Annotated in this window: 25 protein-coding genes, 2 tRNA genes and 1 pseudogene; 12 read left to right on the forward strand and 16 right to left on the reverse strand. The window is 71.1% G+C overall.

Annotated features, from left to right (window positions below; all coding sequences use genetic code 11):
- The first annotated feature begins 3 nt into the window (after window positions 1-3).
- The 4 genes from ACFYL6_RS16755 to ACFYL6_RS16770 all read left to right on the forward strand — a co-directional run bounded on the left by ACFYL6_RS16755 (window position 4) and on the right by ACFYL6_RS16770 (window position 3,151).
- Window positions 4-477, forward strand: coding sequence for a GNAT family N-acetyltransferase (locus tag ACFYL6_RS16755; protein ID WP_387171991.1), 474 nt, complete (start codon window positions 4-6; stop codon window positions 475-477).
- Window positions 478-486: 9 nt separating this feature from the next.
- Entirely contained in the window at window positions 487-966 is a 480-nt protein-coding gene (locus tag ACFYL6_RS16760; protein WP_387171993.1) for a hypothetical protein, read from the forward strand.
- Between the two features lie 75 nt (window positions 967-1,041).
- Complete coding sequence (locus tag ACFYL6_RS16765) at window positions 1,042-2,196, forward strand: MFS transporter (RefSeq protein ID WP_387171995.1); 1,155 nt, start codon at window positions 1,042-1,044, stop codon at window positions 2,194-2,196.
- Between the two features lie 10 nt (window positions 2,197-2,206).
- Window positions 2,207-3,151, forward strand: coding sequence for an RNA polymerase sigma-70 factor (locus ACFYL6_RS16770; protein WP_387171996.1), 945 nt, complete (start codon window positions 2,207-2,209; stop codon window positions 3,149-3,151).
- Between the two features lie 16 nt (window positions 3,152-3,167).
- On the opposite strand, the gene ACFYL6_RS16775 is transcribed toward ACFYL6_RS16770, so the two are convergent.
- The 3 genes from ACFYL6_RS16775 to ACFYL6_RS16785 all read right to left on the reverse strand — a co-directional run bounded on the left by ACFYL6_RS16775 (window position 3,168) and on the right by ACFYL6_RS16785 (window position 5,634).
- Complete coding sequence (locus ACFYL6_RS16775) at window positions 3,168-3,842, reverse strand: response regulator (protein ID WP_387171998.1); 675 nt, start codon at window positions 3,840-3,842, stop codon at window positions 3,168-3,170.
- On the reverse strand, window positions 3,839-4,960 hold the full coding sequence (locus tag ACFYL6_RS16780; protein ID WP_387172000.1) for a sensor histidine kinase: 1,122 nt from the start codon (window positions 4,958-4,960) through the stop codon (window positions 3,839-3,841). Before ACFYL6_RS16780 ends, ACFYL6_RS16775 begins: the two co-directional genes overlap by 4 nt.
- An 86-nt stretch (window positions 4,961-5,046) precedes the next feature.
- Entirely contained in the window at window positions 5,047-5,634 is a 588-nt protein-coding gene (locus ACFYL6_RS16785; protein WP_387172002.1) for a hypothetical protein, read from the reverse strand.
- 253 nt (window positions 5,635-5,887) lie between these two features.
- Between ACFYL6_RS16785 and ACFYL6_RS16790 the strand changes: the two genes are divergently transcribed.
- Complete coding sequence (locus ACFYL6_RS16790; RefSeq protein ID WP_387172004.1) at window positions 5,888-7,075, forward strand: NAD(P)/FAD-dependent oxidoreductase; 1,188 nt, start codon at window positions 5,888-5,890, stop codon at window positions 7,073-7,075.
- A 77-nt stretch (window positions 7,076-7,152) separates the two neighbouring features.
- Here the strand turns inward: ACFYL6_RS16790 and ACFYL6_RS16795 are convergent.
- The 6 genes and pseudogenes from ACFYL6_RS16795 to ACFYL6_RS16820 all read right to left on the reverse strand — a co-directional run.
- A pseudogene (locus ACFYL6_RS16795) lies at window positions 7,153-7,308 on the reverse strand (Txe/YoeB family addiction module toxin); the annotation flags it as partial.
- Between the two features lie 418 nt (window positions 7,309-7,726).
- Window positions 7,727-9,157, reverse strand: coding sequence for a hypothetical protein (locus ACFYL6_RS16800; protein ID WP_387172006.1), 1,431 nt, complete (start codon window positions 9,155-9,157; stop codon window positions 7,727-7,729).
- Window positions 9,154-9,687 carry a SigE family RNA polymerase sigma factor gene (locus ACFYL6_RS16805; protein WP_387172008.1) on the reverse strand — a complete coding sequence of 178 codons (534 nt, stop codon included), beginning with the start codon at window positions 9,685-9,687 and terminating at the stop codon, window positions 9,154-9,156. The genes ACFYL6_RS16800 and ACFYL6_RS16805 overlap by 4 nt, the downstream gene beginning before the upstream one ends.
- 184 nt (window positions 9,688-9,871) lie before the next feature.
- Window positions 9,872-10,741 carry a hypothetical protein gene (locus ACFYL6_RS16810; RefSeq protein ID WP_387172010.1) on the reverse strand — a complete coding sequence of 290 codons (870 nt, stop codon included), beginning with the start codon at window positions 10,739-10,741 and terminating at the stop codon, window positions 9,872-9,874.
- A 44-nt stretch (window positions 10,742-10,785) separates the two neighbouring features.
- Window positions 10,786-11,505 (reverse strand): hypothetical protein, encoded by a 720-nt coding sequence (locus ACFYL6_RS16815; protein WP_387172012.1) that lies wholly within the window; start codon window positions 11,503-11,505, stop codon window positions 10,786-10,788.
- 94 nt (window positions 11,506-11,599) lie between these two features.
- On the reverse strand, window positions 11,600-14,371 hold the full coding sequence (locus tag ACFYL6_RS16820) for a BTAD domain-containing putative transcriptional regulator (RefSeq protein WP_387172249.1): 2,772 nt from the start codon (window positions 14,369-14,371) through the stop codon (window positions 11,600-11,602).
- Window positions 14,372-14,496: 125 nt separating this feature from the next.
- Between ACFYL6_RS16820 and ACFYL6_RS16825 the strand changes: the two genes are divergently transcribed.
- The 4 genes from ACFYL6_RS16825 to ACFYL6_RS16840 all read left to right on the forward strand — a co-directional run bounded on the left by ACFYL6_RS16825 (window position 14,497) and on the right by ACFYL6_RS16840 (window position 17,322).
- Window positions 14,497-15,468, forward strand: a complete 972-nt coding sequence (locus ACFYL6_RS16825; protein ID WP_387172014.1) for a GlxA family transcriptional regulator — start codon at window positions 14,497-14,499, stop codon at window positions 15,466-15,468.
- Between the two features lie 90 nt (window positions 15,469-15,558).
- Window positions 15,559-16,143: a hypothetical protein gene (locus ACFYL6_RS16830; protein ID WP_387172016.1), complete on the forward strand. Its 585-nt coding sequence runs from the start codon at window positions 15,559-15,561 to the stop codon at window positions 16,141-16,143.
- 36 nt (window positions 16,144-16,179) lie between these two features.
- The gene (locus ACFYL6_RS16835) at window positions 16,180-16,812 is read left to right on the forward strand and encodes a dihydrofolate reductase family protein (protein ID WP_387172018.1); all 633 of its coding nucleotides are present in this window, start codon (window positions 16,180-16,182) and stop codon (window positions 16,810-16,812) included.
- Between the two features lie 57 nt (window positions 16,813-16,869).
- On the forward strand, window positions 16,870-17,322 hold the full coding sequence (locus tag ACFYL6_RS16840; protein WP_387172020.1) for a hypothetical protein: 453 nt from the start codon (window positions 16,870-16,872) through the stop codon (window positions 17,320-17,322).
- A 68-nt stretch (window positions 17,323-17,390) separates the two neighbouring features.
- Here the strand turns inward: ACFYL6_RS16840 and ACFYL6_RS16845 are convergent, their stop codons facing one another.
- On the reverse strand, window positions 17,391-18,086 hold the full coding sequence (locus ACFYL6_RS16845) for a cytidylate kinase family protein (protein WP_387172022.1): 696 nt from the start codon (window positions 18,084-18,086) through the stop codon (window positions 17,391-17,393).
- Window positions 18,087-18,172: 86 nt separating this feature from the next.
- On the opposite strand from ACFYL6_RS16845, the gene ACFYL6_RS16850 reads away from it, so the two are divergent.
- On the forward strand, window positions 18,173-18,517 hold the full coding sequence (locus ACFYL6_RS16850) for a hypothetical protein (protein WP_387172024.1): 345 nt from the start codon (window positions 18,173-18,175) through the stop codon (window positions 18,515-18,517).
- A gap of 247 nt (window positions 18,518-18,764) precedes the next feature.
- Window positions 18,765-19,277, forward strand: a complete 513-nt coding sequence (locus ACFYL6_RS16855; protein ID WP_387172026.1) for a hypothetical protein — start codon at window positions 18,765-18,767, stop codon at window positions 19,275-19,277.
- 92 nt (window positions 19,278-19,369) lie between these two features.
- Here the strand turns inward: ACFYL6_RS16855 and ACFYL6_RS16860 are convergent.
- From ACFYL6_RS16860 to ACFYL6_RS16875, 4 genes are all read right to left on the reverse strand, one after another.
- Window positions 19,370-19,446 (reverse strand) — tRNA-Ile (locus ACFYL6_RS16860).
- A gap of 121 nt (window positions 19,447-19,567) precedes the next feature.
- Window positions 19,568-20,806, reverse strand: a complete 1,239-nt coding sequence (locus ACFYL6_RS16865) for an FAD-dependent oxidoreductase (RefSeq protein WP_387172028.1) — start codon at window positions 20,804-20,806, stop codon at window positions 19,568-19,570.
- A complete protein-coding gene (locus ACFYL6_RS16870; protein ID WP_387172030.1) occupies window positions 20,796-22,913 on the reverse strand; it encodes an MMPL family transporter in 2,118 nt (705 codons plus the stop codon). Before ACFYL6_RS16870 ends, ACFYL6_RS16865 begins: the two co-directional genes overlap by 11 nt.
- Window positions 22,914-23,069: 156 nt before the next feature.
- Window positions 23,070-23,142 (reverse strand) — tRNA-Asn (locus ACFYL6_RS16875).
- A gap of 261 nt (window positions 23,143-23,403) precedes the next feature.
- Between ACFYL6_RS16875 and ACFYL6_RS16880 the strand changes: the two genes are divergently transcribed.
- A complete protein-coding gene (locus tag ACFYL6_RS16880) occupies window positions 23,404-23,808 on the forward strand; it encodes a hypothetical protein (protein WP_030330394.1) in 405 nt (134 codons plus the stop codon).
- A gap of 64 nt (window positions 23,809-23,872) precedes the next feature.
- Here ACFYL6_RS16880 and ACFYL6_RS16885 read toward each other — a convergent pair whose 3' ends face one another.
- Both ACFYL6_RS16885 and ACFYL6_RS16890 read right to left on the reverse strand, forming a co-directional pair.
- Window positions 23,873-24,880, reverse strand: a complete 1,008-nt coding sequence (locus tag ACFYL6_RS16885) for a sugar phosphate isomerase/epimerase (protein ID WP_030488695.1) — start codon at window positions 24,878-24,880, stop codon at window positions 23,873-23,875.
- A 212-nt stretch (window positions 24,881-25,092) separates the two neighbouring features.
- Window positions 25,093-25,596, reverse strand: coding sequence for a sensor histidine kinase (locus ACFYL6_RS16890; RefSeq protein ID WP_387172033.1), 504 nt, complete (start codon window positions 25,594-25,596; stop codon window positions 25,093-25,095).
- Window positions 25,597-25,773: the final 177 nt, after the last annotated feature.

Here is a 25,773-nt window from a genome sequence, read left to right on the forward strand (position 1 = left end):
ATCATGGTGGAATGGGAGCTTCGGCCGGCCTCGGTGACGGATGTCGAGGCGGTGGCCGAGTTACGGGCGGTGGTGCTGCGGGCCGATCTGGAGCGGCTCGGGCGGTACGACGACCAGCGGGTGCGGCAGCGCCTGCGGGACGGTTTCGCACCGGCGTACACCTGGGTTGTCGAGGTGGACGGTGCGTTCGCCGGCTGCGTGGCGCTGCGGCCCGACGCGGACGCCCACTGGCTGGAGCACTTCTACCTGGCCCCGCAGCTACAGGGCAGCGGCATCGGCACAGCCGTGCTGCGCGAGTTGCTGGACCGGTGCGACCGTGCCGGCACGCCGGTGCGGCTGAACGTGCTGCGGGGCAGCCCGGCCCGGCGGCTGTACGAGCGGCACGGTTTCACGCTCGACACCGAGGATCCGGTGGACGTGTTCATGGTCCGCGCACCCCGGACGATCATCGAAGAGTTCCCAACGGTGTCAATGTAACGTTGACAGATGACGTCGGAGCTGGCTCGGTTGGTGGAGGTTCGCGCTACCCGCGCCCGTCTGGACGAGCAGGAGCTGGAGATCATCGACCGGGCGCGCCACGACGGTGCTACCTGGGCGCAGATCGCGACGGCACTCGGCCTCGGCAGCCGGCAGGCCGCCGAACAGCGTCGACAACGGCTTGTGGCGGCGCGGTGGTCGCGGCGGCGGCAGCTCGACCTCCAACTGCCCCCGCAGATCTCGGCGTTGCGGGCGGCGGTGGCCGACCTCGGCCGGTGGATCGGTGCCGATCAGCGGTGGGACAGCCGATTTCGTCGGGCGGCCCTCGTACGGAGCACTGTGGACGCCGCGCTGGATGCCGCCCCGGGCTCGCTGCACGCGTTGGCAGTGCACCTCGCCACCGATCTCGCCGAGGCGGGCGAGCGACTGCCCGCGCCCGCCCGCACCGCCGCGACGAAGCTCGACGTCGCCTTGTCAACGTCTCGTTGACAGGGCACGGCGGCATTGCCTGCATTCCGCTCAAGCTTGAGGATGTGAGTCACCTCGACTCAACTCGGAGTGCTCATGCGTCGCAACGCGGGCCTGTTCGTGGCGATCTCCCTCCTGTCCGGCTTCGGCAGCAGCGCCATGTCCCTGGTCGCCGGCATCTGGATCCTGGACCTCACCGGCTCGACCAGCCTCGCCGCTCTCGCCGGGCTCTGCGTGTACGCCCCGGTTCTCGCCGGCCCGTGGCTCGGCGGTCTGCTCGACCGGGCGCCCCGACGGCCCCTGGTCATCGCCGTCAACCTCATGCTGGCCGCCGCCCTGCTGACACTCCTCGCGGTGCGCGGGGCGGGCCAGACCTGGCTCCTCTTCGCCGTCTCGTGCGCCTACGGCGTCAGCTACGTGCTGATCGACGCCGGCGAGACGGCGCTGCTGCCGTCGGCGCTGGCACCGGCCGAACTCGGCGACGTCAACGGGTGGCGCTCCAGCGCACAGGAGGGCATGAAGCTCCTCGCTCCCCTGGCCGGGGCCGGTCTCTACGCGTGGCGGGGCGGCCACGCGGTCGCCGTCCTCAGCGCGGCCATGCCGATCCTGGTCGCCACCCTGTACGCGGCGCTCCGCCTGAACCGGACGCCCTCGGACCAGCCCGCCGAACGCCGCGGCGGCCCGCGTACCGGACCGATGGTCCTGTTTGGACAGCGAGCGACACGTCTGCCGGTCGTGCTCGCCGCGGTGTCGATCGCCATGTCCGGCTTCACCACGGCGGGGATCTACGCGGTCGTCGTGACCGAGCTACGCCTGCCGACGACGTTCCTGGGGGTGCTGGCCAGCGCGCAGGGCGCCGGTTCCATTCTCGGTGGCCTGATCGTCGGTCGGCTCATCGCGGCGAAAGGTCCCGGTGCCGTCGGTGTCGCCGGAACGGCGCTGTTCGCGATCGGCTGCCTGGCACGTTGCCTGCCGTGGTGGCCGGCCACTGTCGTCGGGGCGGTGGTGGCCGGCGTCGGGCTGCCCTGGACCCTGGTCGCGGCGGTGACCGCCGTGCAGACCCACACGCCGTCGGCGCTGCTGGGGCGGGTCTCCGCGACGGCCAACACCGCGATGTTCGGGCCGCTCGTCGTGGCGATCCCGCTCGGCTCCGCGGCCGTGCACCTCGGCGCCCGCCCGCCGCTCATCGCCGCCGCGGCGATCTGCCTGACAGCCGTGGTGGCCACGTTCCAGGTCGCGCGGCGTGGTTGACTATCGAACCATGCCGCTCAGTCCGGACGAGGTCGAGCTGTTCGAGCACTCCAGGGCCCGCCTGGAGGCGATCGCCTACCGCCTGCTGGGCTCGGCCAGCGACGCGGAGGACGCCGTCCAGGACACCTTCCTCCGCTGGCAGGGCGCCGACCGGGAGCACATCGAGACGCCCGAGGCGTGGCTGACGAAGGTCCTCACCAACGTGTGCCTGAATCAGCTGACCTCGGCGCGGGCCAGGCGGGAGACCTATGTGGGCACCTGGCTGCCCGAGCCGGTCCTCGCCGGCGACCGGATGCTCGGCCCGCTCGACACCGCCGAGCAGCGCGAGTCGGTCTCGATGGCGGTGCTCACCCTGCTGGAACGGTTGTCGCCAAACGAGCGCGCGGTGTACGTGCTGCGGGAGGCCTTCGGCTACTCGCACGGCGAGATCGCCGAGATCCTCGGCATCACCGAGTCGAACTGCCAGCAGACCTACCGGCGTGCCAAGCAGCACGTCACCGCCGAGCGGGCCCGCGCGGAGGTCGACCAGGCCGCCGCGCGGAGGATCGTCGCGGAGTTCCTCACGGCGGCCAACAACGGCGAGATCCAGCGGCTGGTGGAGTTGCTGACCGACAACGCGACGAGCACCGCCGACGGCGGCGGCAAGATCCCGGCCCGGGCCGCGCCGATCGTCGGCGCGTTGGCGGTGGCGAAGTTCCTGCGCGGCCTCTTCAAACCGGCCGACGTCAAACGGGACCTGGTCGGTGGCAGCCCCGCCCTGTACGTCACCACCGCCAACGGCGCTCCGGCGGTGGTGGTCGTGATCGACGACCGGGTCATCGGCGTGATGTCCCTGGAGGTGACGCCCGAGGGTGTCACGGCCATCCACAACCAGGTCAACCCCGACAAGCTCGTCCGCGCCACCCGGCAGTGGTCCGCCTCCGAGCACGAGGAGCCCACCCTCCACGTCTGGTGACGTGCGGTGCGGCTGCTCAGTTCTCGCCGGCGGTGATCAGGCCGGTCTCGTAGGCGCAGATCACCGCCTGGGTGCGGTCGCGGAGGCCGAGTTTGGTCAGCACGTTGCTGACGTGGGTCTTCACGGTGTGCTCGCTGACCACCAGGGTCTGCGCGATCTCCGCGTTGGCCAGGCCGCGGCCCAGCAGGTGCAGGGTCTCCCGTTCGCGGGTGGTGAGCACGTCGAGGCGGGCGTCGGGCGCGGCGACCAACCGGGGCGATCCGGGCCGGCGGCGGCCGGTGATGTCCGAGATGATCTGCCGGGTCACCGACGGGGCCAGCAGCGAGTCACCGGCGGCCACGACCCGCACGGCGTGGACGAGGTCGTCGCGGCGCACGTCCTTGAGCAGGAAACCACTGGCCCCGGCGTAGAGCGCCTCGTAGATGTAGTCGTCCTGGTCGAAGGTGGTCAGCATGATCACCCGACTGGCGCTCTCCGCGCAGATGCGGCGGGCGGCCTCGATGCCGTCCATCGTCGGCATGCGGATGTCCAGGAGCGTCACCTCCGGCTGGTGCTCCCGGACGGCGGCCACGGCCGCGGCTCCGTCACCGACGTCGGCGACGACGGTGATGTCCGGCTGGGCGTCGAGGATCATGGAGAATCCGCTGCGGACAAGCTCCTGGTCGTCTGCGATCACCACCCGAATCGTCACGCCGGGAACGGTAGCCGAGCCTCGACGGTGAACCCGCGTCCACCTATGACCGGTTCGGCACGCGCCGTACCGCCGCAGGCGGTCGCGCGTTCCCGGATGCCGACGAGGCCGTGTCCGCCGCCCAGGCCGCCGGTGCCGGCGCCGTCGTCGGTCACGGTGACCGTGAGGGCATCGGGCGACCAGCCGAGGTGTACGTCGACAGTGCTGGCCGCCGCGTGCTTGACCGCGTTGGTGAGGGCCTCCTGCACGATCCGGTACGCGGCCAACTCCACGTCGGCCGAGACCGGGCGCGGCTCGCCGGTCACCCGCAGGCCGGCCACCGGAACACCGTCGATAAGCGTCCGCAGTTGGGCCAGGGTGGGCTGCGGGTTGCGGGGCCCGGGCTCGGAGCGCAGCAGGCCGAGCATGCCGCGCAGTTGCACCATGGCGTCCCGGCCGGCGGAGGCGATCGCGTCGAACGCCGCCTCGGCCCGGTCCGGTGCGGTGCGTACCGCGACCGGCCCGGCCTCGGCCTGCACGATCATCAGGCTCACCGCGTGGGACAGCACGTCGTGCATCTCCCGGGCGATCCGGGCCCGCTCGCGGACGGCGGCCCGATCGGCCTCGAACTCGCGCTCACGCTCGGCCCGCAGCGCCCGGTCCTCCAGGGCGGTCGCGCGCTCCTGCCGGGCGGCGCTGAGCCGACCCAACACGTACGCGGTGAAGAAGACCAGGAAGGTGTAGAAGTACTCGCTGAGGCGGTTGGTGTTGAACGCCACCCCCGCGGCCACCCCCGGGAAGGTCGCGGCGAGTGCCGCCCAGCGCTGCCGGCGGCCACCGAGTGCGGCGACCGTGTAGAGGGCCACCAGCCCGCCGTACGCGAGCGGCTGCCCCGGCGCGTCCGCGGCCTTACCCGCGATCGTGGCCAGTGCCACCACCAGCAGGACGGTGAGCGGCACCCGTCGCCGCCAGATCAGCGGGATCGCCGTACCGGCGGTCAGCAGGTAGGCCAGCGGCCCGGGCTCGCCACCCGGTCGGGGAAGCACGAACGGCAGGGACACCGCGATCAGGACGAACACGGTGACCGCCGCGTCCACCACGTACGGGTTGGTGGTACGCACGAGACGGGCAAGCGACATCGCGACAGTATTCACAGCCCCTGACCTCCTCCCCCATGGGCACCCGATCCCCCGGTGGTTGGGGGGACCGGTTCGGGACTCGTCACTCAGGCGAGAGCGGGCACCGGCTGCGTCGGGGCGGCGACTGCGCCCCGGGCCAGCGGGAGGAAGGAGACCAGCAGCAGGGCCGAGCCCAGCGGGATCAGGTCCTTGTCGATGAACGGCGTGGCGAGGTCGGCCAGCACCAGCACCGGCGTCCACAGCTTGACCCGGCGCTGCACGGCGAGCAGGACGACCAGCACGAGCTGGCCGAGATAGAAGGCGTAGGGCCCGAAGTCGTAGGCCAGCTGCGAGATGCCGGGCAGGGTACGCACATCGTGGATGATCATGCTCATGCCGTAGTTGTCGGTGGCCAGGAAGCCGGCGACGAGGTCGATCGAGAACTGGGTGATCAGCGCCAGCGCCCCGACGGTGCCGGCCGCAGCGCTCACCGTCGCGAGGGTCCGGCCGCCAGCCATGCCGCGCATCTGCCAGAACACCGAGATGAACGCGACGAGCGCGCCGAGGAACGCGAGGTGCCCGATGGTCCAGGCCGGACCGGGACCGCGAACACCGTCCAGGCCGTCGATCAGACGGATGATGCCGTAGCCCATGACCAGGACGGGGGCGGCGATGAATGCGGGGCGAAACTGCATTGTGGTGACTCCTTGGGAGGCGTTTCACGTCGGTTGTTCGACGTGATTGAGCCTGCCGTTTCGCCGCCGCTCGGACATCGCTCCGCCCGGCGATCTTGCCGCTGCCCGGCACCTCCCCCGCACGCATGAGCCTCTCCCTCGCACGGGCGATTGGAGATCAACGCCTGGTGACCCAGGTCATAGCCCGGCCCTGTCAGGAATCGCGCCGCTGTCCGGTTCAGGAAGCGACCACCACCGAGACAGGAGTGCCACCATGAAGCACCGCATCGTCGTCCTCGGAGCGGGGTACGCCGGAGCCATGGCCGCCGGGCGCCTCGCCAAGCGGCTGCACCCGGACGACACCGAGATCACCCTCGTCAACGCCGACGAGGACTTCGTCGAGCGGGTCCGCATGCACCAACTCGCCACCGGCCACGACCTCAAGCGCCGCCCGCTGAGCGAGGTCTACGCCGGCACCGGCGTCAAGCCCCAGCTGGCGCGGGTCACCGCCGTCGACGCCGACCGCCGGACCGTCGCGCTCACCGACGACCACGGCACCGACGAGATCGCGTACGACACTCTCGTCTACGCCCTCGGCAGCGCCGCCGCGGACCATGGCGTCCCCGGGGTCGTCGAGCACGCGTACGACATCGCCGGCCGGCCCTCGGCGCTGCGGTTGCGCGACCGCCTCGCCCACCTCGCGGCCGGCGGGACCGTGCTCGTCGTCGGCGGCGGCCTCACCGGCCTCGAAGCGGTCACCGAGATCGCCGAGACCCGGCCGGACCTCGATGTCGCGCTCGCCGCCCGCGGCGGTCTCGGCGACTGGCTCAACGGCAAGGCGCAGCAGCACCTGCGCGGCGTCTGCGACCGGCTCGGCATCACCGTGCACGAGCACACCGACATCGCGCGGGTCGAGGCGGCCGGTGCGGTCACCCGCGACGGTCGGCAGATCCCCGCTGAGGTGACCGTCTGGACGACCGGCTTCGCCGTGCACCCCATCGCCGCCGCCACGACCCTCGCGGTCGCGGAGACCGGGCAGATCATCGTCGACGCCAGCATGCGGTCGGTCTCACACCCCGAGGTGTACGCGGTGGGCGACGCCGCGATCGCCGAGGGACCGGGCGGGAAGCCACTGCGGATGTCCTGCGCCTCGGGTATCCCGATGGCCTGGCAGGCCGCCGACGCCATCGCCGCACGGCTGACCGGTCGGGCGAAGTTCCCGAAGGCCCCGCTGCGCTACTTCAACCAGTGCATCAGCCTCGGCCGCCGCGACGGCATCATCCAGTACGTGACCGCCGACGACCGGGCCAGGCCGGCCCTCCTCACCGGGAAGCTGGCGGCCCGGTACAAGGAGTTCGTCTGCGCGGGCGCAGCCTGGAGCATCGCGCACCCGGTCCTGTACCCGGTCCGCCGCCACCGCGTCGTCCCGACCCGGACGGAGATCCGCACGGCCGCGTCGTGACCGGACGTGCGCCAGCCCTGGGCTGACGCGACGGCGGCGGCTCTCATGGCCCTACCTGAGTCGGCGCCCCGAACCTGCTAGCTGTCGCCGTAGTGATACCGGCAGGCGATGATCTCGACGTCATCCTTGGCGATCCGGTACACCAGCCGGTGTTCACGATCGATGCGGCGGGACCAGAAGCCGGACAGCTCTCCCCGAAGGGGCTCCGGCTTTCCGATGCCCTCGTACCCGTTGTCGGGCGGGCCACAGCCCCGGTGGGAGCGGCCCGCCCGCATGCACCCGAAGCCGACTATCCGGGGTAGTTCCAACCGGCTTGAGCTGGCGCGGCCATCCAGGTGACGGCCAGGATGGCTCCGAGGGCAGTTGCGTAGATAAGACGACGGATTCGCATGAGCTCTCCCTCTCCAGGGGTGTGTGCTGCCGCTTGAAAGGCGACAGCGCGGACGGATCGTTGGGGCCCCACGTATCGGCGAAACTCGTCACCCAATCCTGCTGGCCAGCGTCCCGGGCGACCTGTCTTCAGCGTATTGACGCCACCTCAGCGTCCGCCACGGTCGATGCCTGTTCCGAACAGAGGCACCCTGTCCTGGCTGCTCACAGGTCTGTTCGGAGTTGTTCGGGCCACTCAGCGCTCGGCCCGCTGTCGCTGCATCAGGGTGTCACCCGGGTGGCCGGGCTGTCGCCCGGCAGACCCCCCGCGTCGCGGTCCGTCTCGACCGGCGGCAGCGGGGTGGTCCCGAGGACACCGCCGGTTCTGGAGTACGCGGTGAGGGTGGCCGGCTGGTCCGGTGGCACCCGGGTGGTGCCGGCGTTCGACGCGTCGAGGGCGACCGTGGTCGGGGGTGCGCCTCCGACCGTCACCATGACGCGGGCCGCGTCCGGCGGGGCGATCACCCGCACCTCGCCGGTGGGGGGCCGGGCGCCGTCCTCGGTCCGGACCCGCCAGCCGACCGGTCGCTGGTCGGCGCCGTCGGCCGGCAACAGCAGCCGCAGGTCGATCCACCAGCCGGTCCGATCGTCGCCGTGCATGGCGTAAGCGATCACTCCACCGCCGGCCGGCTGCACGGTGAGCAGCGCGGCGGCCCGGCCGTTCCCGCTACCCGACCACCGCACCCGTACGGTCGCGCCGGCGGCCGGGAGGTGGCTGTCCTGGAGTGCCGTATGGACGAAGTTGCGGAGGTTGGCGTCGTCGAGCGGCGCGCCTCGGGCGGGTCGGCGAGCACCGGTGAGCAGGGCGTCCATCGCCGGGCCGGTCGGGTCGAGTCCGGCGTACGGGCCACCGCCCAGACCGCCCTGGAAGAACACCCGGTCGCCGCGGCTGACCCGGACGACGGGTTCGTGCGGCAGGGGTTCGGGAGGCAGCACGGCGAACCCGACTCCGCCGCCGTCCGCCCTGGCGATGTCCTGGTACTCCACCGTCCCCGTCGACGTGTATCGGGGGGCGCCACTGATCGTCACTGTGGATTCGGGCGGACCAACGGCGACCGCGAACCCGGCCCGGTCGGGGTAGGCCTGCATCAGCGTCATCACCGGGTCGTCGTCACCCTCGCTGTGACCGCCGTACCGCATCTGCTGGGCACCGGCTCCGGCCGGACCCACGTACCAGACCAGTGCCTCCCTGGTCAGCAGGCCGAACCGCAGCGGCACCGCGACCAGCGCGACCCGGTGGCCCGGCTGGTCACTGCCGTAGACCAGCCGGATCCGGTCACGGTCGCCGACCTTCCATTCACCCACCGGGGCGTCGATTCGCACCGGCGGATCGGCGCTGATCCGCGTCCGGAGCGCGTCCAGCCAGGCACGGTCCCCGGCCAGCGCTCCCCGCGGTGGCGCGTCGAGCAGCGCCGTCGGAGTGGCGGCGACCGCGATGCCCGGTGCCCATCCGGGCAGCGGAACCACGTTGGTCTGGACCCCGACGAGCGCGACCCCGACCGCGGCGGCCAACGCCGTGCGGACCAGCCGCGTCCGCTGGTGCCGTCGCTCCCGGCGGGCGAACCCCGGCCAGGGATCCTCGGGTACGTCGACGGCGTGCGCGGCCTGCCGCAGCGCCGGACTGAGCGTCGAATTGGCGAAGCTTCCGGTCATGCCAGTTCCTCCTCGAGCCGTACCGGGGACTGAGCGGCGGGTGGGGCGGCGAAGTCGCTCCGCAGCCGGGCCAACCCGCGCGACGCCTGGCTCTTCACCGCGCCGACGGAGCAGCCGAGAACCTTGGCGGTGTCCGCCTCGCTGAGATCCTCGAAGTAACGCAGCACCAGTACCGCCTGCGTCCTGGGCGGTAATCGCCGCAACGCGGCGAGGAGCAGTTGCCGCTGCTCCACCTGCACGTACGCGTCATGCGTCGGCTGGCTGTCGCCGGTCAGCAGCGGCACCTCCAACGGCCGCCGTCGACGCCGCCAGGAGATCGCCGTGTTCACCATCGCCCGGCGTACGTAGACCTCGGGCGCGTCCCTGCGCAGCACCCGACCCCAGCGCCGATGGGTCTTCTCCAACGCCGACTGCGTCAGGTCCTCGGCTGTCCCCCGGTCACCGGTCAGCAGGTAGGCCGTTCGGAGCAGCGATCCCCACTGTCGTTGGACGAACAGCCGAAACTCTTCGTCGTCCTCGTGCCGACTCACGCCACCTCCAGGTCGCGTCCACCTCGCGTCTAAGTGCGGACGCAGAGTGAGACGCCACCGGCGGCCTCCGGGGTTGAGTGCAGGGTCGCACGCCGGGCGTCGTAGACATATCCCGCTCCGCGTCGACCGGGTGAGGTCGATGCGGAGCGGGACCGTCGGCGGTCTACCCGTCAGAACCCGGCCATTAGTAGGCCGAGCATTTCCAGGTCTTCCCGCCATCCTTCGAGTCGCAGAGCACGAGGATCTTGCCGAGGACCGGAAGGCTGAAAGTGAAGAGGTGGCCCTTGTTCTTCGCGTACACAACGCCGGACTTCTCGGCGATGTCGGCCAGCGCCCACTGGGGGTCCGGTCCGTTCACGGTCGCCACCCGGCGCATCGACTCGATGTCCTTGCCGTCGAGGAGTTCCTTGATCTCGTCCGCCGAGGGCTCACGATCACCGACCAGTGTGTCCACCGTGTACGGACCGTCGACGGCGACGCCCTTGGCCTTCTCGAAGGCGGCCTTCGTCTCGCCGACCGTGGTGGCGCCGGCGAGGTCAAGGGTGAGGATCAGGTCGCCCGTCCGACGCGACAGCAGGCACTCCCAGACGGACTTGCCCGAGGCGACGCACATGGTGAGGCACCACTCCCGGCCGTCGGGGGTGGACGAGGCGAAGAGCAGGGAGGTCGCTGTCCCGTTGTCGCCCCTGCCGTCGTACGCCCCGTCGGCGAGGTCGGCCATGGTGGTGCCGAGGACGTCCCGGCTGCCCGGGATCGTGCCGACGACCTTGACCCCGTCGACCTCCTTGCCGGCGGCGAGCGCTTCGAGTTGGTCGCCGGTGAGGTTCCGACCGCCGGTGTCGACGGCCAGCACCTTGTCCAGGTCGCCGACGGGCCGGCCGGTCAGGTCCTCGAACTGTCGAAGCATCGTGCCCGGTGCACCGGGGTGGTCGGTGACCGTCGTCCGGGCCTCGCCGTCGGCGGCCTGCGAGGGGGCGTACGAGGCGGTCAGCCCGACGATCAGTGCGGCCGTGACGATGGTGGCGCGCCTGGTGATGTCCCGCAGAGTTGTCATCCTGTCCTCATCTCAGTCGATCGGTGTCGGCGGGGCGGAACGCGCTACCAGCGACACGTGACGATGTCGCCGAAGTCGTTCGGGGAACCGACGTCGCAGTGGTCGTCGATCCACTCACCGATCTCGCCGATCGTGTCCACGATCCAGGCGAACACCGACTTGATCGCGCCCCAGATGCTGAAGTAGACGACTGTCGTCTCGGGGGTGCCGCCGGCCTCGTCGATGACGTCCTTCGTCGACATGGCGGCATTGGGCTTCTCGATGATGTCCAGCACCCGTATTCCGGTGTCGTCCTTGCCGGCCAGCAGCGCCTCGACCTGCTCCGGGGTCCGCTCCTTGCCGTCGTCGACCGCCACGATCGCGCGGTCGACCAGCACCTCTCGGCTGCCGCTGACGGCCTGGGCGATGCCAGCGATCTCGCCCACCGTGAGGTCGTTGCCGAGCGCGGGGCCGGTGAACCGCCGGACCGAGACCGCACCCGCCGGGTCGATCTGGATCTCGCCGGCGGCGATCATGTCGTCCGCAGCGAACGGTGCCCAGGCGAACGTCCACTTCCCGGCGACGCAGCGGAACTGGCCGTACTCCCGGCCTTCGGGCGCGGTCTCGGTCCGGACGATCTCGCCGCGCTCGTCGACGTGCTGGACCACGCAGTCGGCGCCCTTCTGCGGCGGCTTGTCGGCCTGGGCCACGGCGGCGGAGGACATGGCCAGCACCGTCCCGCTGACCACCCCGATCACCGCGAGGCGGTGTGCCAAACGACTCATCGAACGCTCCATTCCTGGTGCGGAAGAAACTGGTGTCCGAAGAGTGCCGGGCCGCGCTGAAGCGGCCCGGAAACGGCGCGGAAAGCGGGGTACGTCAGCGAAACCGCGTGGCGTCGAGCTGTTCGAGGTCGGCGCGGATCGAGTCGGCGTCGGCATCGCCGAGTTCGTCGAGAATGGTCAGGGCTCGGCGCCACGCGGCACGGGTGGCGGCGAGGTCGCCCAGGGTGCGGTGACTGCCCCCGAGATTGACGTACGTGCTCGCTTCGGCGTAGCGGTCGTTGACCTGGGTGAAGAGTTCGAGGGCGTGCTCGTAGCAGGCGACCGCCCGCCGGTCGTCCCCGAGTTGGTGGTGGGCGTGGCCGAGGCTGTCCCAGGTGTCGGCCTGCCCCTGGACGTCGTCCACCTCCTGCAACATCCGCAGCGCCTCGCCGCACGATTCGAGGGCGTGGTGGTAGTTGCCGAGCAGCGCCTCCTGCCAACCGACCGCGTTGAGGGTGTACCCCTGCCCGGCCCGGTTCCCGGCCCCCCGGAACAGGGTCAGCGCCCGCCGGGAATGGCGCAGCGCCTGCTGGTGCTGCCCCTGCCGCTCCGCCAGTTGGCCAAGGTTCAGGCAGGTGTGCGCCCGGCCGGCGTCGTCGCCGACGTCGGTGAACAGGTCGAACGCGCGCCGCAGGTGGTCGTCGGCCTCGTCGTACCGGCGCAGGCGGGAGCAGGCGAGACCGAGGCTGCGGTGCGCGTGGCCCTGCCCCGCCTGATCCCCGATGCGGGACGCGGCGGCCAGGGCGATCCGTTGCGTGCCGAGCCAGTCCTGCCAGTGCCCCTGCCGGTGCAGAAAGCCGGCCATGGTCCAGGCCAGCCGCCAGGCGTGTCCCTCGAACCCGGACCGCGCCGCGAGCGGTACGGCGGCGAGCAGGACGGGGACCTCGGTGGCGAACCACGCCGCGGCGGCCGACCGGCTCCTGGGGCGCTCCGGCGTCACGCCAACCGGGGGTTGCGGGAGGCTGATCGCGCTGAAGTGCGGGTGCAGTGCGAGGTCGGCGGCGTGGGCGGTGTGCAGGCAGTGGTCGAGCAGCCGATGCATCGCGTCTTGACGCTCGGCCGGTGGTTCGGCCTCCTCGGCGAGGTTGGCGGCGTACGCGCGCAGCAGGTCGTGGAACGCGTAGCGCCCGTACGTGTGCTCGGTGAAGAGGTTCGCCCGGGTCAGCTCGGTGAGCAGCGGGCCGATCGCCTGCCCGTCGACGCCGGCCAGGCTGGCCACGGCCGGGGCCGAGACGTCCGGGCCGGGGTGCAGGCTCAGCAGCCGGAACAGCCGGGCCGCCGGCGGGCTGAGGGTCCGGCACGACCAGGAGAAGACCGCCCGTACGTCGGTGGCCTCGTCGCCGGCGCGGAAGGCGTCCAGGTCGCCCAGTTCACCGGCGACGGCGGCCAACGAGAAGTGCCGGTTGGTGGCGGCTCTGGCGGCCACGATGGCCAGGGCGATGGGCAGCCGCGCGCAGCGGTCGGCGATGGTGTCGGCCGCCGCGGGTTCGGCGGCGACCTGGCGCTCCCCGAGCCGGCGGACCAGCATGTCGCGGGCTTCGCCGGGGCTCAGCAGGTCGAGGGGCACCGGTTGGGCGCTTTCGGTGACGACCAGCGGGATGAGCTGGTCGCGGCTGGTGACGATCGCGAGGCAGTCCGGTGAGCCGGGCAGCAGCGGCCGGACCTGTTCCGCGTCGCGCGCGTTGTCCAGCAGCACCAGCAGACGCTTGCCCGCCACGGTTGTGCGGTACAGGCTCACCATCGTGTCCGGGTCGCTGGGCATCCGTGCCACCGGAACGCCGAGCGCCTCCAGGAATCCGCGCAGCGCCCGCGCCGGGTCCGTCGGTGTGGCCGCCGGGTCGAAGCCGCGCAGGTTGACGTAGAGCTGCCCGTCGGGGAAGCGCGCGGCCGCGCGGTGCGCCCAGTGCACGGCGAGCGCGGTCTTGCCGACGCCCGCGGTCCCGGACACCACGACGGCGCCGCCCCGGTCGACGAGCGCGTCGAGGGCGGCAAGCTGCGCGTCGCGTCCGGTGAACGTGGGTACGGGAGGAGGCAGTTGCGCCGCGACCCGTGCCGCCGCGGCCGGGGCAGGTGCGGCGAGCGCGGTGTCCTGGCGCAGGATGGCGCACTCCAGGTCCCGTAGCCGCGGACCGGGGTCGATGCCGAGGTTCTCTCGCAGGTTGTCGCGCAGCCGCCGGTACGTGGCGACCGCCTCGCCCTGTCGGCCGTCGCGGTACAGGGCGAGCATCAACTGGGCGTGCAAATGCTCGTCGAAGGGGTGTTCTCGAACGAGCCGTTCCAACCCGGGGACCAGCCCGGCGTGCTCCCCGACGGACAACCGGGCCTCGGCCAGCGATCGTTCGGCCTCCAACCGCAGGCGTGCCAGGTGTTCCGCCTGCTCCTCAAGCCAGGGCGAACCGGCCACGTCGGCCAGCGGTGGACCCCGCCACAGTGCCATGGCGGCCGTCAGGTGCTCCACCTGCTCGTTCCGGTCCGTCGAGCGCCGGGCCAGCTCGATGAGACGCTCGGCGGCCTGGACATCCGTGGAGTCCGGCCCCGTGTCGAGCAGATAGCCGGGCTGGCGCGCCACGATCGAGCCGGGCTCGCCGAGCACCCCGCGTAGGTAGGAGACGTGGCGCTGCAACGTGTTCGCCGCGGTGGCCGGTAGCTGGTCGCCCCAGACCACGTCGATGAGCCGATCGACGCTGACCACCCGGCCCACGTTCAGCGCCAACGTCGCCAGTACCGCCTTGCGGCGCAGGCCGTTCACCGCCTGCGGTCTGCCGGCGACGACCACCTCCACCGGCCCGAGCAGCCTGACGCGTACGCCCGTGCCAGCCATTGACATCACCGAATCAGGCTAAATCTCCAGTCCGGCAAGCTCGGTCTGTTCGTCGCGATCTGGACACGATGCGGCGGCCCGCCGGGCTGCCGGCACTACCAATACCCCCAGGGGGTAGTTACGCTGTGGGAATGCGCGAACGGGTGATCCTCGTCGTCGGGTACGACGGGGCCGAGCTGCTCGACATCGCCTGCGTCACGTCCAGTCTCGACATCGCCAACCGGATCGGCGCCGCGCCGCCGTACCGGATCGTCCTGGCCACCCCCGGTCAGCGGGAGATCACCTGCGACTCCGGGTTGCGACTGGCGGGCGAGGCGAGCCTGGAACGGTTCACCGGGCCGGTGCACACCCTGCTGGTGACCGGCGGCCGTGGGCATGAGCGGGCGGCGGCGAGCCGGCACCTCGTCGGCCACGTCCGGCGGCTGGCCGGTCTGGCGGAGCGGGTCGCGTCGGTCTGCACCGGGTCGACGGTGCTGGCCGAGGCCGGTCTGCTCAACGGCCGGCGGGCCACCACGCACTGGATGTACGCCCACCGGCTGGCGGAGCGGTTCCCCGACGTACGGGTCGACGCCGAACCGATCTACGTCCGGGACGGCACCGTCGCGACCTCCGGTGGCATGACGAGCGCACTGGACCTGACCCTCGCCTTCATCGAGGAGGATCACGGGGCTGCGCTGGCCCGGGGCGTGGCGATGGGCACTGTGGCGTACCTGCAACGACCGGGCGGGCAGGCCCAGATGAGCATGTTCCTGGCCCGCCGGACCACCGACGACGTCCTGGTCCGCGAGATCAGCGACCACATCGTGAGCCACCTCGCCGACGACCTGAGCACCGCGGCGATGGCCCGGCTCACCGGCGTCAGCGAGCGTCACCTGTTCCGACTGTTCGTCGACCACCTCGGGCAGACGCCGGGGCGCTACGTGCGCCGGGTGCGGACGGAGGCCGCCGCGCAACTGCTGGCCTCGACCGGCCTGCCACTGGTGGCGGTGGCGCGACGATGCGGATTCGGCTCGCCGGAGTCACTGCGGCAGGCGTTCGTCGACCGGTACGCCATGCCGCCTTCCCGCTACCGGACGATGCGGGCGGCGGCTCCCACCGGTTGATGCCACGGCTTCGGCCCAGCGCCCCAGCGATTCGGACACGATCGATCCCGAAACGGTGCCGACCGCGGCGACGCCGCCAGGATCGTGGCCATGACTGAACAGTCGTCAGTGCGCAGGCCGCGACTGGCCGACCGGTGGCCGATCGCAGTCGCGCTCGTCGTCGTCGCGGGCGCGACCACCGTGATCGCCCTGGTGAACGAGCAGGCGGAGCTGTTCGGGCCGGCGGTGGCCACCATGGCCGGTATCTACCTCATGGCGTACGCCCTCGGCCGGCCGTGGACCGCGTGGCTGGCATTCGTCATCCTGAGCGCCGTGGTGACCGGCCTGCACCTGCTGGCACGGCTGCTCGCGCTGCCGGTCGACCCGGCGGTCGGGATGACACTGCTGCTGGTGCCGTTGTGGGTCTGGGCGGCAACTCGACGTCGGTTCAGCCCGGTCCGGACGTTCTCGGTGCAGACCGCCGGCATGATGGTCTTCGGCGCGATCACTCTGCTGACCGCGGCGACGCAACCGCAGGTGGGCACCGCCGTGGCGGGTGTCGGCTTCCTGGCACACGGCATCTGGGACGCCTACCACTACCGGGCCCGGCTGGTGGTGACTCGCTCGTGGGCGCAGTTCTGCGCGGTTGTCGACCTCGGCGTGGGCATCGCACTGATCATCGCGGCCGTAGGCTGATACCCGGCACACACCGACGTCAATGGAGAGTCCGCAATGACCTCACGTAACGGCAAGGTGATCGTCAACCAGACCATCTCGGCCGACGGGTACTCGGCCGGGCTCAACCAGAGCGAGGACCGCCCGTTCGGTGACGACGGCGGTGACGGCTGGGGCGGCCGGCTGCATTCCTGGATGTTCGACTTCGGCGACGAGAACCGGGCCGAGGTCGACCAGATCGATGCCGTCGGCGCGGTCATCATGGGGCGCAACATGTTCGGCCCGATCCGTGGCGAGTGGGATCGGGAGTGGAACGGCTGGTGGGGTGAGGATCCGCCATTCCACACCCCGGTCTTCGTGCTCACCCACCACGCGCGCGAGCCGCAGCCGATGAAGGGCGGCACCACCTTCCACTTCGTCACCGACGGCATCGAGGCGGCGCTCGCACAGGCCCGCGCGGCGGCCGGTGACGGCGACGTCTCGATCCACGGCGGTGCCACCACCATCAACCAGTATCTCGCCGCCGGTCTGGTCGACGAGCTGCGGCTGCACATCGTGCCAGCCACCCTCGGCGCCGGCGTGCGGCTGTTCGAGGGCGTCCCGCCGCTGAACCTCGAACAGGTGACGGCGCGTGCGGCAAGCACCGTCCTGCACGTCACCTACCGCGTGCTCGTCACCCCCTCTCAGTAGCCTGCCCGACGAGCCGGCGGAAAGCCGGAGCGGCAGAGTCGTACGACGGAGGATGCGTTGTCTGCTATCGCGTCACTGACAGTGGTCCGCAGGGACAGCATCACCGAGCTGGCCCGCCTGGCCCGCACATCGCCGTCGTCGTTCCGCGCGTACCTGGCGGAACACGGGAGCAAGACGCGGCAGGAGTACGACTGGTCCGGGTACTGCATGCTCTACGTCCTGACCTATCTGGAGGAGCGCGGCATCGACCTGGAGCCGCCGGAGTTCAATGCCGAGTCGGAGGCCATCACCAGCGCGTACGGCCTGACCACGCTCATCACTCCGGCCCCAGGGTTACTGGATCAGCTCGACCCCGCCCAGCACCGCGAGGAGGAGTTGGTCGCCCACTTCGAGGAGATGGGGATGGACTTCGAGGAGAGCGGCACGGCCGGTCTGGACACGCTGAGGCTGTTGCGCGACTGCATCTCCGACCTCCGCGACAACCAGGTGTTGCTGCTCAACATCGGCTGAGTTGGAACGGTTGGGAAGGGTTCATCGAGCCGTTCGGCGAGGATGTGGATCTCCCATAGGCGTGGCTCTCACTCACCGGCTGCCGGGGCTTCTCGTCGGGCGGTCTCCCAGACCGGTCGCTGGGGCTCGTCGTTGTGCACGACGATGTCGGCGTGCCGAGTGGGGCGGACCGTAGCGAAGTAAAGCTGCTGCGAGGGGATGTAACGCTCGCGCCAGCGTCGTTCGATGTCGGCCCGAGTTGACGCCCGGCGCTCTCGGATCAGGGCACGATCCACTGTCTTCTCCAGTGCCGTCGACACGAAGATGCGCAGGTCCCACCGGTCGATCAGTTCGGGGCGCAGGAGGAAGACGCCGTCGAAGACGAGCACGGCGTCGGCTGGGGCGGTCGTGACCGGCGGGGACGCCACAGCATCCGCGTAGCGGTCGTAGACGGCAGGTTGGAAGCGTCGATCCCCGTCCGGCCCGAGCGGATCGAGCAGGACCCGGTTCAGCGCGTCGTTGTCGTGGGCGTCGTGGTAGCAGCCTTCGGCCGAGTACTCGCCGCGCGGATAACGCTGCGCTCGGGGAAAGAGGAAATCGTCGATCGTGGCGCGGATGACGTCACGGCCCTGCTCGCGCAGGACGACGGCCAACTCGTCGGCGAGGGTGGTCTTGCCGGCGGCAGGCGGTCCGTCGACGGCAACCCGCGTCGGGTGGGCGACCGCGATGGCCCCGACTGCCTCAGCCAAACGCCTTATCAGCTCGTCGCGAGTGCCTTGAACCATGCCACCATCCTGCCGGGTCTGTTGGCGCGGTGGCCGAAGCACCAGCAGCTTGAGAATTGTCGATGTCTGGCTGTAGCGTTCCGCCAGTGGGACGGCTGGTGGACCGACACCGTGACCTCGCCGGATGGCTGGTGACGCCGCTGCTCACCCTGGTAGCGGCTCCAGTATTGGCCTGCTTCATCGGGGTGTTGGGAAGCCTCGTGGACCACAACGGCCCGCCGGCGCTGTGCAAGGAGGCCATCGCTGAAAACATGTGCGAGGAGACCAGCCTCGGGGTGGTTGGCGCACATGTGGTCATCTCAGGCGCCATGTGGTTGCTGCTCTGGCTTATCCCGTGGTGGCGAGGTCTTCGCACGGTGCGCGTTCTGCTGGCCATCGCTGCGACCGTCGTTCTCGTACTCCTGCCAGTGCGGATGTTCAACTGGTCCTAGTCCACACCGGGCTGTGCTGGGGGCTGAGCTGGCCGCGCTACGGATTGTAGGGCGGGCGGGACTCGAACCCGCGACCGAGAGACTACGAGATCCAGATGAACGATCCAGCGGCCTGCCCGGCGGCCTTGGGATTAGAAGAAGATTGCGGATCGCTGGTGGCGTAGGTGCTTCCCTGGTCAGCCTGTCCGTCGCCGTCCGTTGCCCCTGGCGGCGGTCTTGGCTGCGCCGATGGCTATACAGTTGATCTATGGCGGCGGCTGAGAAAGGGAACGCCGGGCGCTTCCGCGATCCGAGGCATTGGCTGGGCGGCTTGGCTGCTGGCGAGGTCTTTGTCCGCTGCCCACGCTGTGCAGAACGCGCCTCGGTCCTTCCCTGTCCCGAGGAGCTGGCCGACGGTACTCGGCATGATGTTTGGCTGCGTCGTCGGCTTAGTTGTCTCGGTTGCGCGTATACGGACCTCTGGGATGCTCCTCGCCTCGCGAACAACGCGCGCGCCTTCCCTGAGTTCTCGGGTCCGAATGACCCCTACTTTGGCCTGCCACTCTGGTTGTCGACAGAGTGCCGTGGGCGCGTGCTCTGGGCGTACAACGCCGAGCACCTGCACCTGGTGGAGACGTACGTGTCCGCTCGGTTGCGGGAACGCGGCCAGCACATGGGAAGCCAGACTCTGGTTGAGCGCTTGCCAGCGTGGATCAAGGATGGCAGGCACCGCGCCGAGGTGCTGGGCGCAATAGAGCAGCTCCGGGCGCTACTTGCCTGACCGCCGGCTAACCGGCAGAAGTTGCAACAGCGTCCGGACCTCGACGCGGTTCGCCTAGGGCGTCGGCAGCATGGCTGACCAGTGAAAATGGCTGGTGGGGCGGGCGGGACTCGAACCCGCGACCGAGGGATTATGAGTCCCCTGCTCTAACCGGCTGAGCTACCGCCCCGAACACCGCGCCGGATCTTATCCCGCTCGGCGGTCAGCAGCCAGCACCGAGCCGGCCGGCGCCCACGCCTGCACCAGCACGATGGGCAACAGGAATATAACAGCGTGCTCGGGTACGCCTGTCAGCCGGCGCGCAGCTCGTCGAGCACAGCGCCGGCGGCGCGCCAGCCGCTGGTGAGGGCGCCTTGGATCGATGGGCTGTCCCGGTGGTCGCCGGCCACGAACAGGCCCTCCCCCATCGCCACCGGCTTGCGCAGCCGCCCCTGCGGCGGTGGTGCGGCGGGTAGCGCCTCGGGGACGGCCACGGTGGTGAGGTGGGTCCAGTCGGCGGTGGAGCGGCCGTACAGCCGGGTCAGCTCGGCCCGGATGGTCGGCTCGGGTGGGGCCGTCGGGCCGACCACCGAGGTGGCGATCAGGTGCCGTCCTGCGGGCGCGTACGTCGGGGCGGCGTTGCTGAGCACCACCGTGTTGGCGACGAGTTCGCGTCGGTCGCCGTCGACGAGCAGGATCGGTTCGGTGAGCGGCGGCTCGGGGGCGCTGTGGTAGTAGGTGGTGTAGCTGTGCATGCGTACCCTCGCCAGGGCCGGCAGCAGCGCGGCCGCGGCGGGCGGGTCGACGGCGACCACGACGGCCCGGCAGCGGATGTCGCCGGCCTGGGTGCGGACCCGGCCCGGGGTGACCTCCGCGACCGGGGTGTCCAGGTCGAGCAGGTCGGCGGGCAGCGGTGCGGCGATGGCGCGGGGCAGCGCGGCCATGCCTTCGGCGGGCAGGCCGATCCGGCCACGGGCGAAGGAGCGCAGCACCATCGCCAGCACGTGACTGGAGGTGGAGAGTTCCCGTTCGATGAACACACCGGACAGGAACGGTCGCAGCAGCTCCTCGATTATCGCGTCGGAGAGGCCGGCGCGGCGCAGCGCCGTCTCGGTGCTGGTCTCCGGGGCGGCGAGCAGCCGGGACGCGGGCAGGGTGGCGCTGCCGGTGGCGAGCGCGGCGAAGCGCAGCCGGTCGAGCAGGGAGCCGACGCCGGCGAGCGCGGTGCCGGGCCCGCCGGTCGGCTCGCGCAGCGGGTTGACCAGCCGCAGCAGGTTGTCGCCCTTGCGGACCAGCACACCGGAGGTGAAGTACCCGAGGTTGAGCTGGTCGGTGTCGAGCAGCGTGCCGAGGCGGGGGTAGGCGGTGTTGAGCACCTGGAAGCCCCGGTCGATGAGGTAACCGTCGACCACGTCGGTGGCGACCCGGCCGCCGAGCCGGCCCTCGGCCTCCAGCAGCCGCCAGGGCACGCCGGCGCGGTGCAGCCGGCGGGCGGCGGCGAGGCCGGCCAGGCCGCCGCCGACGATGACCACATCGGTTTCAGCCAGCACCGCGCGCCTCCCGCTCACCGTTCGCCCGGGACAACCGGCCCGGCCACCAGATCTTCGGCCCGATGTCGTACGCGAGTGCGGGCACCAGCAGCGACCGGACGATGATGGTGTCGATCAGTACCCCGATCGCGACCGCCGTACCCAACTCGACGAGTATGACCAGGGGCAGGACGGCGAGGGCGGAGAACGTCGCGGCGAGCACGATGCCGGCGGAGGTGATCACGCCGCCGGTGACGGCGAGGCCGGCGAGCACCCCGGCGCGGGTGCCGCGCTTGACCGACTCCTCGCGGACCCGGCTCATCAGGAAGATGTTGTAGTCGATGCCGAGCGCGACCAGGAAGACGAACGCGAACAGCGGGAACGACGAGTCCACGCCGGGGAAGTCGAAGACGTGGCGGAACAGCAGCGCGCAGAGGCCGAGGGTCGCCGCGAAGCTGAGCAGCACGGTGGCGATGAGCAGCAGCGGGGCGAGCAGCGCACGCAGCAGCAGGGCCAGGATCACCGCGATGACCACCAGCACCACCGGGATGATCACGTTCTGGTCGCGCTTCGCGGCGTCCGAAGTGTCCACATTGATCGCGGTGAAGCCGCCGACCACCGCGTCCGCGCCGGGCACCTGGTGTACGGCCACCCGCAGCTCGCGGATGGTCCGCTCGGCGCCGTCGCTGTCGGGTGGGTCGGTCAGGGTCGCGTCCAGTTGCACCCGCCTGTCGACGATTTTCGGGGCGGCACTCGGATCGGGTGGGCCGGTCTGCGGGCCGGCCGTGAGGGGGCGGACGTCGGCGACGCCGGGCACGTCCTTCGCCACCTGGGTGACCTGTCGGGCGGTCTGCTCGGTGGTGAAGATGGTGGCCGGGCTGCCGGTGCCGGCCGGGTAGTGCCGGGAGATCACCTCCTGGCCGTCGACCGAGTCGGTGCGCTGGGTGAACAGGTCGGACTGGCCCAGGGTGGTGGCGCCGAGCTGGGTGAGGCCGAGCGTCAGCAGGGCCAGCACGACGGCGGTGCTCAGCCAGATCGGGCGGGCGTGCCGGGCGACGAAGCCGGCGACGCGGCTCCAGATGCCGTGTTCGGCCCGCGGGTCGGCCTGGTCGGCTCGGGGCCGTCGGGGCCAGAACGCCCACCGTCCGCCGAGCACCAGCAGCGCGGGTAGGAAGGTGAGCATCACCAGTAGGGTGGCGGCGATGCCGATGGCGGCGACCGGGCCGAGCGCCCGGTTGGAGTTGAGGCTGGACAGCAGCAGGCAGAGCAGGCTGACGATGACCGTGCCGCCGGACGCGATGATGGCCGGCGCGGCGCCCTTCCAGGCGGTCTTCATGGCGCCCCAGGGGCGGTCGTGCCGGTGCAGTTCCTCCCGGTAGCGGGCGATCAGCAGCAGCGCGTAGTCGGTGCCGGCGCCGAAGACCAGCACGGTGAGGATGCCCTGCGCCTGCCCGTTGAGCTTGACCACGTCGGCGTCGGCGAGCAGGTAGACGAAGACCGAGGCGAGGGCGTACGACATCCCGGCGGCGAGCAGCGGGAAGATCCAGAGGACCGGGCTGCGGTAGACGATCAGCAGGATGACCAGCACCACGACCAGGGTGACGAGCAGCAGTGGCCCGTCGATGGCGGAGAAGACCTCGATCAGGTCGGCGAGCAGGCCGGCCGGGCCGGCCACGTCCACGGTGAGGCCGTCCCGGTCACCGCCGGCGATGTCGCGCAGTTGCTGGACGACCGCGCCGATCTCCTCGCCCTCGGCGTCGTCCACCGGTACGACGACCTGGAGGGCCTGGCCGTCGTCGCTCGGGATGGGCGGGGGCAGGGGGGTGACCACGCCGGGGATCTGGGCGAACCGGGCGGCGTCGGCACTCACCCGTTGCCGGTCGGCGTCGGTAATCCCGGCGGGCCGCTCGTAGACGACGAGCGCCGGGATGGTCTGCCGGTCGACGAACTCGCCGGCGAGGTCCTGGGCGCGGGTCGCCTCGGCGTCGGTGGGCAGGAAGGCGGCGTTGTCGTTGGTGGCGACCTCGCTGAGGCGCCCGGCGTACGGGCCGGCCACGCCGCCGATCACCAGCCAGGCCAGCACGACCGCCACCGCGATCAGCGTTGCCTTGCCGCCTCGTCCGGACATGCACTCACCCCAAGGATCGACGCATCAATCGACGCAGCGGGAGCCTCAGTCGACATCGACCATCCTGCCGGGCAAGCAGGTCGCAGGTGGGTGAAACCGGGTCACACACACGAAAACGCCCGTCGGCCGGTTGGCTGACGGGCGTACGTGGGAAAGCTCCCCCGATTGGACTCGAACCAATAACCTGCCGGTTAACAGCCGGCTGCTCTGCCAATTGAGCTACAGGGGATCGTGCTCCGCGCGACTCCGGATCTCCCCGACGCCGTGCGACGGGACAAGAGTACAGGACTTCCCCCGGTGGTGGTCCAGTGGGTTCCCTCCCCGCCGTCGCATTGACAATAGGGGTAAATCGCCATCCCGGCACAAGCATGCTTGAGCGGAGAGCAGGATGGGTAGTTAGCTGCGGACAGAGGACGCAGGCGCGAACAGGTCGCCTTCCGACGGGGCAACTCGCCGGGGCGACGGCGCGTCAGGTACGGAAGGAGCCGCCATGCGCGGAAAGATCATGTTTCTTGGCGGGCTGGCTGCGGGATTCGTCCTGGGCGCCCGTGCCGGCCGGGAAAAGTACGAAGAGCTCGTGGTCCGGGGCCGCAAGGTGCTCGACCACCCGACCGTCCAGGAGGCGGCCGGGGTCGCGCAGGCCCAGGCCAACAAGCTCTACAGCGAGGGCAAGGACAAGCTCGGCCAGACCAAACTGGCCGAGAAGCTGGGCACCGGTAACGGCAGCACCGGCAAGCAGGAGCTGACCGCCGCCGACGACGCGTTCGCCGGCACGCCCGCCACCGTGGGCGCCAAGGCGGGCACCAGCACGGTCGGCACGACCTCCGGGTCGCCGTCGTCCACGAACCCCCGCACGAAGCCGTCCGGCTCGGGCACGAACGCCAGCACGCTCTGACCCATCGCACGTCGACGGGCCGGTCGCCGCAGGGCGACCGGCCCGTGGTCTGTCCGACGTGCGGTCAGTCCTTGCTGCTGAACGCCGCGTCGAAGGCGGCGCTCGGTGCGTCGAAGGCGAGCCGGCGGACGAACTGCAACGCCTCCGGGGCGCCGACCAGCCGGTCCATGCCGGCGTCTTCCCACTCGACCGAGATCGGGCCGGTGTAGCCGATCGCGTTCAACGCGCGGAAGCAGTCCTCCCAGGGCACGTCGCCGTGGCCGGTGGAGACGAAGTCCCACCCGCGCCGCAGGTCGGCCCAGGGCAGGTGCGAGGCGAGCCGGCCGCGCCGGCCATCGCCGGTACGCACCTTCGCGTCCTTGCAGTCCACGTGGTAGATGCGGTCGGCGAAGTCGAAGATGAAGTTCACCGGGTCCAGCTCCTGCCAGACGAAGTGCGACGGGTCCCAGTTCAGCCCGAACGCGGGCCGGTTGCCGATCGCCTCCAGCGTCCGCTTCGTCGTCCAGTAGTCGTACGCGATCTCGCTCGGGTGCACCTCGTGCGCGAACCGCACCCCCACCTCGTCGAACACGTCGAGGATGGGGTTCCACCGGTCGGCGAAGTCCTGGTAACCGCGCTCGATCATCGACGGCGGCACCGGCGGGAACATCGCGAGAGTGTGCCAGATCGACGAACCGGTGAAGCCGACGACCGTCTTCACCCCGAGCTTCGCCGCCGCCCGCGCGGTGTCCTTGATCTCCTCGGCGGCCCGCTGGCGGACCCCCTCGGGCTCCCCGTCGCCCCAGATGCGGCCGGGCAGGATGTCCTGGTGCCGCTCGTCGATCGGGTGGTCGCAGACCGCCTGACCAACGAGGTGGTTGGAGATCGTGAAGACCTCAAGGTTGTGCTTCGCGAGGGTCTCCCGCTTGCGCTCGACGTACGAGTCGTCGGCGAGCGCCTTGTCGACCTCGAAGTGGTCGCCCCAGCAGGCGATCTCCAGACCGTCGTAGCCCCACTCGGAGGCGAGCCGGCAGACCTCCTCGAACGGAAGGTCGGCCCACTGGCCCGTGAAGAGCGTGATGGGTCGCGCCATTGTCCTTCTCCCCTGTTGTGATGGGGATTCCATGTGCGGACCGGGGCGAGGGTGACCGGACGTACGCGGCACGCGGGCGGTCACCGGTGGGTGCGGAACACACCTGAGCCCGGCGGGTTGCGCCTCCCACCGGGTCACCGGCCACCAGCACGGTAGCCGCCCCCCACCCTATTTCCGCGCTACCCCATCGGGGAAGCCCTGGGGTCGGCCGATCATCCGATCATTTCCTCGGGTGCGGGCAGGACCGCCCGTACGGTGAAGCCGCCGCCGGCGCGCGGGCCGGCCGAGAACGTGCCGCCGAGCCGCTCGGCGCGCCTGCGTACCCCCAGCAGACCCCGACCGGCGGCAGGCGTGCCACCGCCGGACGGAGTGGGACCGGCGCCGTCGTCGCGTACCTCGATGGTGATGCCCGCGGCGTCGTAGCGCAGGCGGACCCCGACCGGGGCGCCCGGCGCGTGCCGGCAGGCGTTGGTGAGCGCTTCCTCGATGATCCGGTACGCCACCACGTCGACCGGGCCGGGCAGCGGCCGGGGTTGCCCGGCCATGGACCACCGCACCGGTTGACCGGCGGTGAAGCCCTCCACCAACGCGCCGAGACGGTTCAGGCTGGGCGCCGGCTCGGACGGGTCGTCGGGCTCGTCAGGCCGGCCCAGCGCACCGAGCAGCTGATGGCCTCGCGCCAGCACCGTCCCACGCCACTGCGCCAACAACCCCATGCAGGTCAAGGTACGGCAGCCGGCTGTGAGCCGGGCCGCGGGCATCCGCGGGTCGGCGGGCGAATAAGTACGAGCGTGATGCCTCTGGGTCATCAAGATGACTCAGAGGCATCACGCTCGTGCGGGACACCGCTTCCCGACCCGCCGTCGCGTCGGCCGCCGGGGCACGCCGGCCGG

Source organism: Micromonospora sp. NPDC007208 (genome assembly GCF_042869175.1).
Taxonomy (GTDB): domain Bacteria; phylum Actinomycetota; class Actinomycetes; order Mycobacteriales; family Micromonosporaceae; genus Micromonospora; species Micromonospora foliorum.

Excerpts from the sequence above, each read along its gene's own strand:
- ACFYL6_RS16755 (WP_387171991.1), top strand. The coding sequence starts at position 4 with ATGGTGGAATGGGAGCTTCGGCCGGCCTCGGTGACGGATGTCGAGGCG.
- ACFYL6_RS16760 (WP_387171993.1), top strand. The coding sequence starts at position 487 with ATGACGTCGGAGCTGGCTCGGTTGGTGGAGGTTCGCGCTACCCGCGCC.
- ACFYL6_RS16765 (WP_387171995.1), top strand. The coding sequence starts at position 1,042 with ATGCGTCGCAACGCGGGCCTGTTCGTGGCGATCTCCCTCCTGTCCGGC.
- ACFYL6_RS16770 (WP_387171996.1), top strand. The coding sequence starts at position 2,207 with ATGCCGCTCAGTCCGGACGAGGTCGAGCTGTTCGAGCACTCCAGGGCC.
- ACFYL6_RS16780 (WP_387172000.1), bottom strand. The coding sequence starts at position 4,960 with ATGTCGCTTGCCCGTCTCGTGCGTACCACCAACCCGTACGTGGTGGAC.
- ACFYL6_RS16785 (WP_387172002.1), bottom strand. The coding sequence starts at position 5,634 with ATGCAGTTTCGCCCCGCATTCATCGCCGCCCCCGTCCTGGTCATGGGC.
- ACFYL6_RS16790 (WP_387172004.1), top strand. The coding sequence starts at position 5,888 with ATGAAGCACCGCATCGTCGTCCTCGGAGCGGGGTACGCCGGAGCCATG.
- ACFYL6_RS16800 (WP_387172006.1), bottom strand. The coding sequence starts at position 9,157 with ATGACCGGAAGCTTCGCCAATTCGACGCTCAGTCCGGCGCTGCGGCAG.
- ACFYL6_RS16810 (WP_387172010.1), bottom strand. The coding sequence starts at position 10,741 with ATGACAACTCTGCGGGACATCACCAGGCGCGCCACCATCGTCACGGCC.
- ACFYL6_RS16815 (WP_387172012.1), bottom strand. The coding sequence starts at position 11,505 with ATGAGTCGTTTGGCACACCGCCTCGCGGTGATCGGGGTGGTCAGCGGG.
- ACFYL6_RS16820 (WP_387172249.1), bottom strand. The coding sequence starts at position 14,371 with ATGTCAATGGCTGGCACGGGCGTACGCGTCAGGCTGCTCGGGCCGGTG.
- ACFYL6_RS16825 (WP_387172014.1), top strand. The coding sequence starts at position 14,497 with ATGCGCGAACGGGTGATCCTCGTCGTCGGGTACGACGGGGCCGAGCTG.
- ACFYL6_RS16830 (WP_387172016.1), top strand. The coding sequence starts at position 15,559 with ATGACTGAACAGTCGTCAGTGCGCAGGCCGCGACTGGCCGACCGGTGG.
- ACFYL6_RS16835 (WP_387172018.1), top strand. The coding sequence starts at position 16,180 with ATGACCTCACGTAACGGCAAGGTGATCGTCAACCAGACCATCTCGGCC.
- ACFYL6_RS16845 (WP_387172022.1), bottom strand. The coding sequence starts at position 18,086 with ATGGTTCAAGGCACTCGCGACGAGCTGATAAGGCGTTTGGCTGAGGCA.
- ACFYL6_RS16855 (WP_387172026.1), top strand. The coding sequence starts at position 18,765 with ATGGCGGCGGCTGAGAAAGGGAACGCCGGGCGCTTCCGCGATCCGAGG.
- ACFYL6_RS16870 (WP_387172030.1), bottom strand. The coding sequence starts at position 22,913 with ATGTCCGGACGAGGCGGCAAGGCAACGCTGATCGCGGTGGCGGTCGTG.
- ACFYL6_RS16880 (WP_030330394.1), top strand. The coding sequence starts at position 23,404 with ATGCGCGGAAAGATCATGTTTCTTGGCGGGCTGGCTGCGGGATTCGTC.
- ACFYL6_RS16885 (WP_030488695.1), bottom strand. The coding sequence starts at position 24,880 with ATGGCGCGACCCATCACGCTCTTCACGGGCCAGTGGGCCGACCTTCCG.
- ACFYL6_RS16890 (WP_387172033.1), bottom strand. The coding sequence starts at position 25,596 with ATGGGGTTGTTGGCGCAGTGGCGTGGGACGGTGCTGGCGCGAGGCCAT.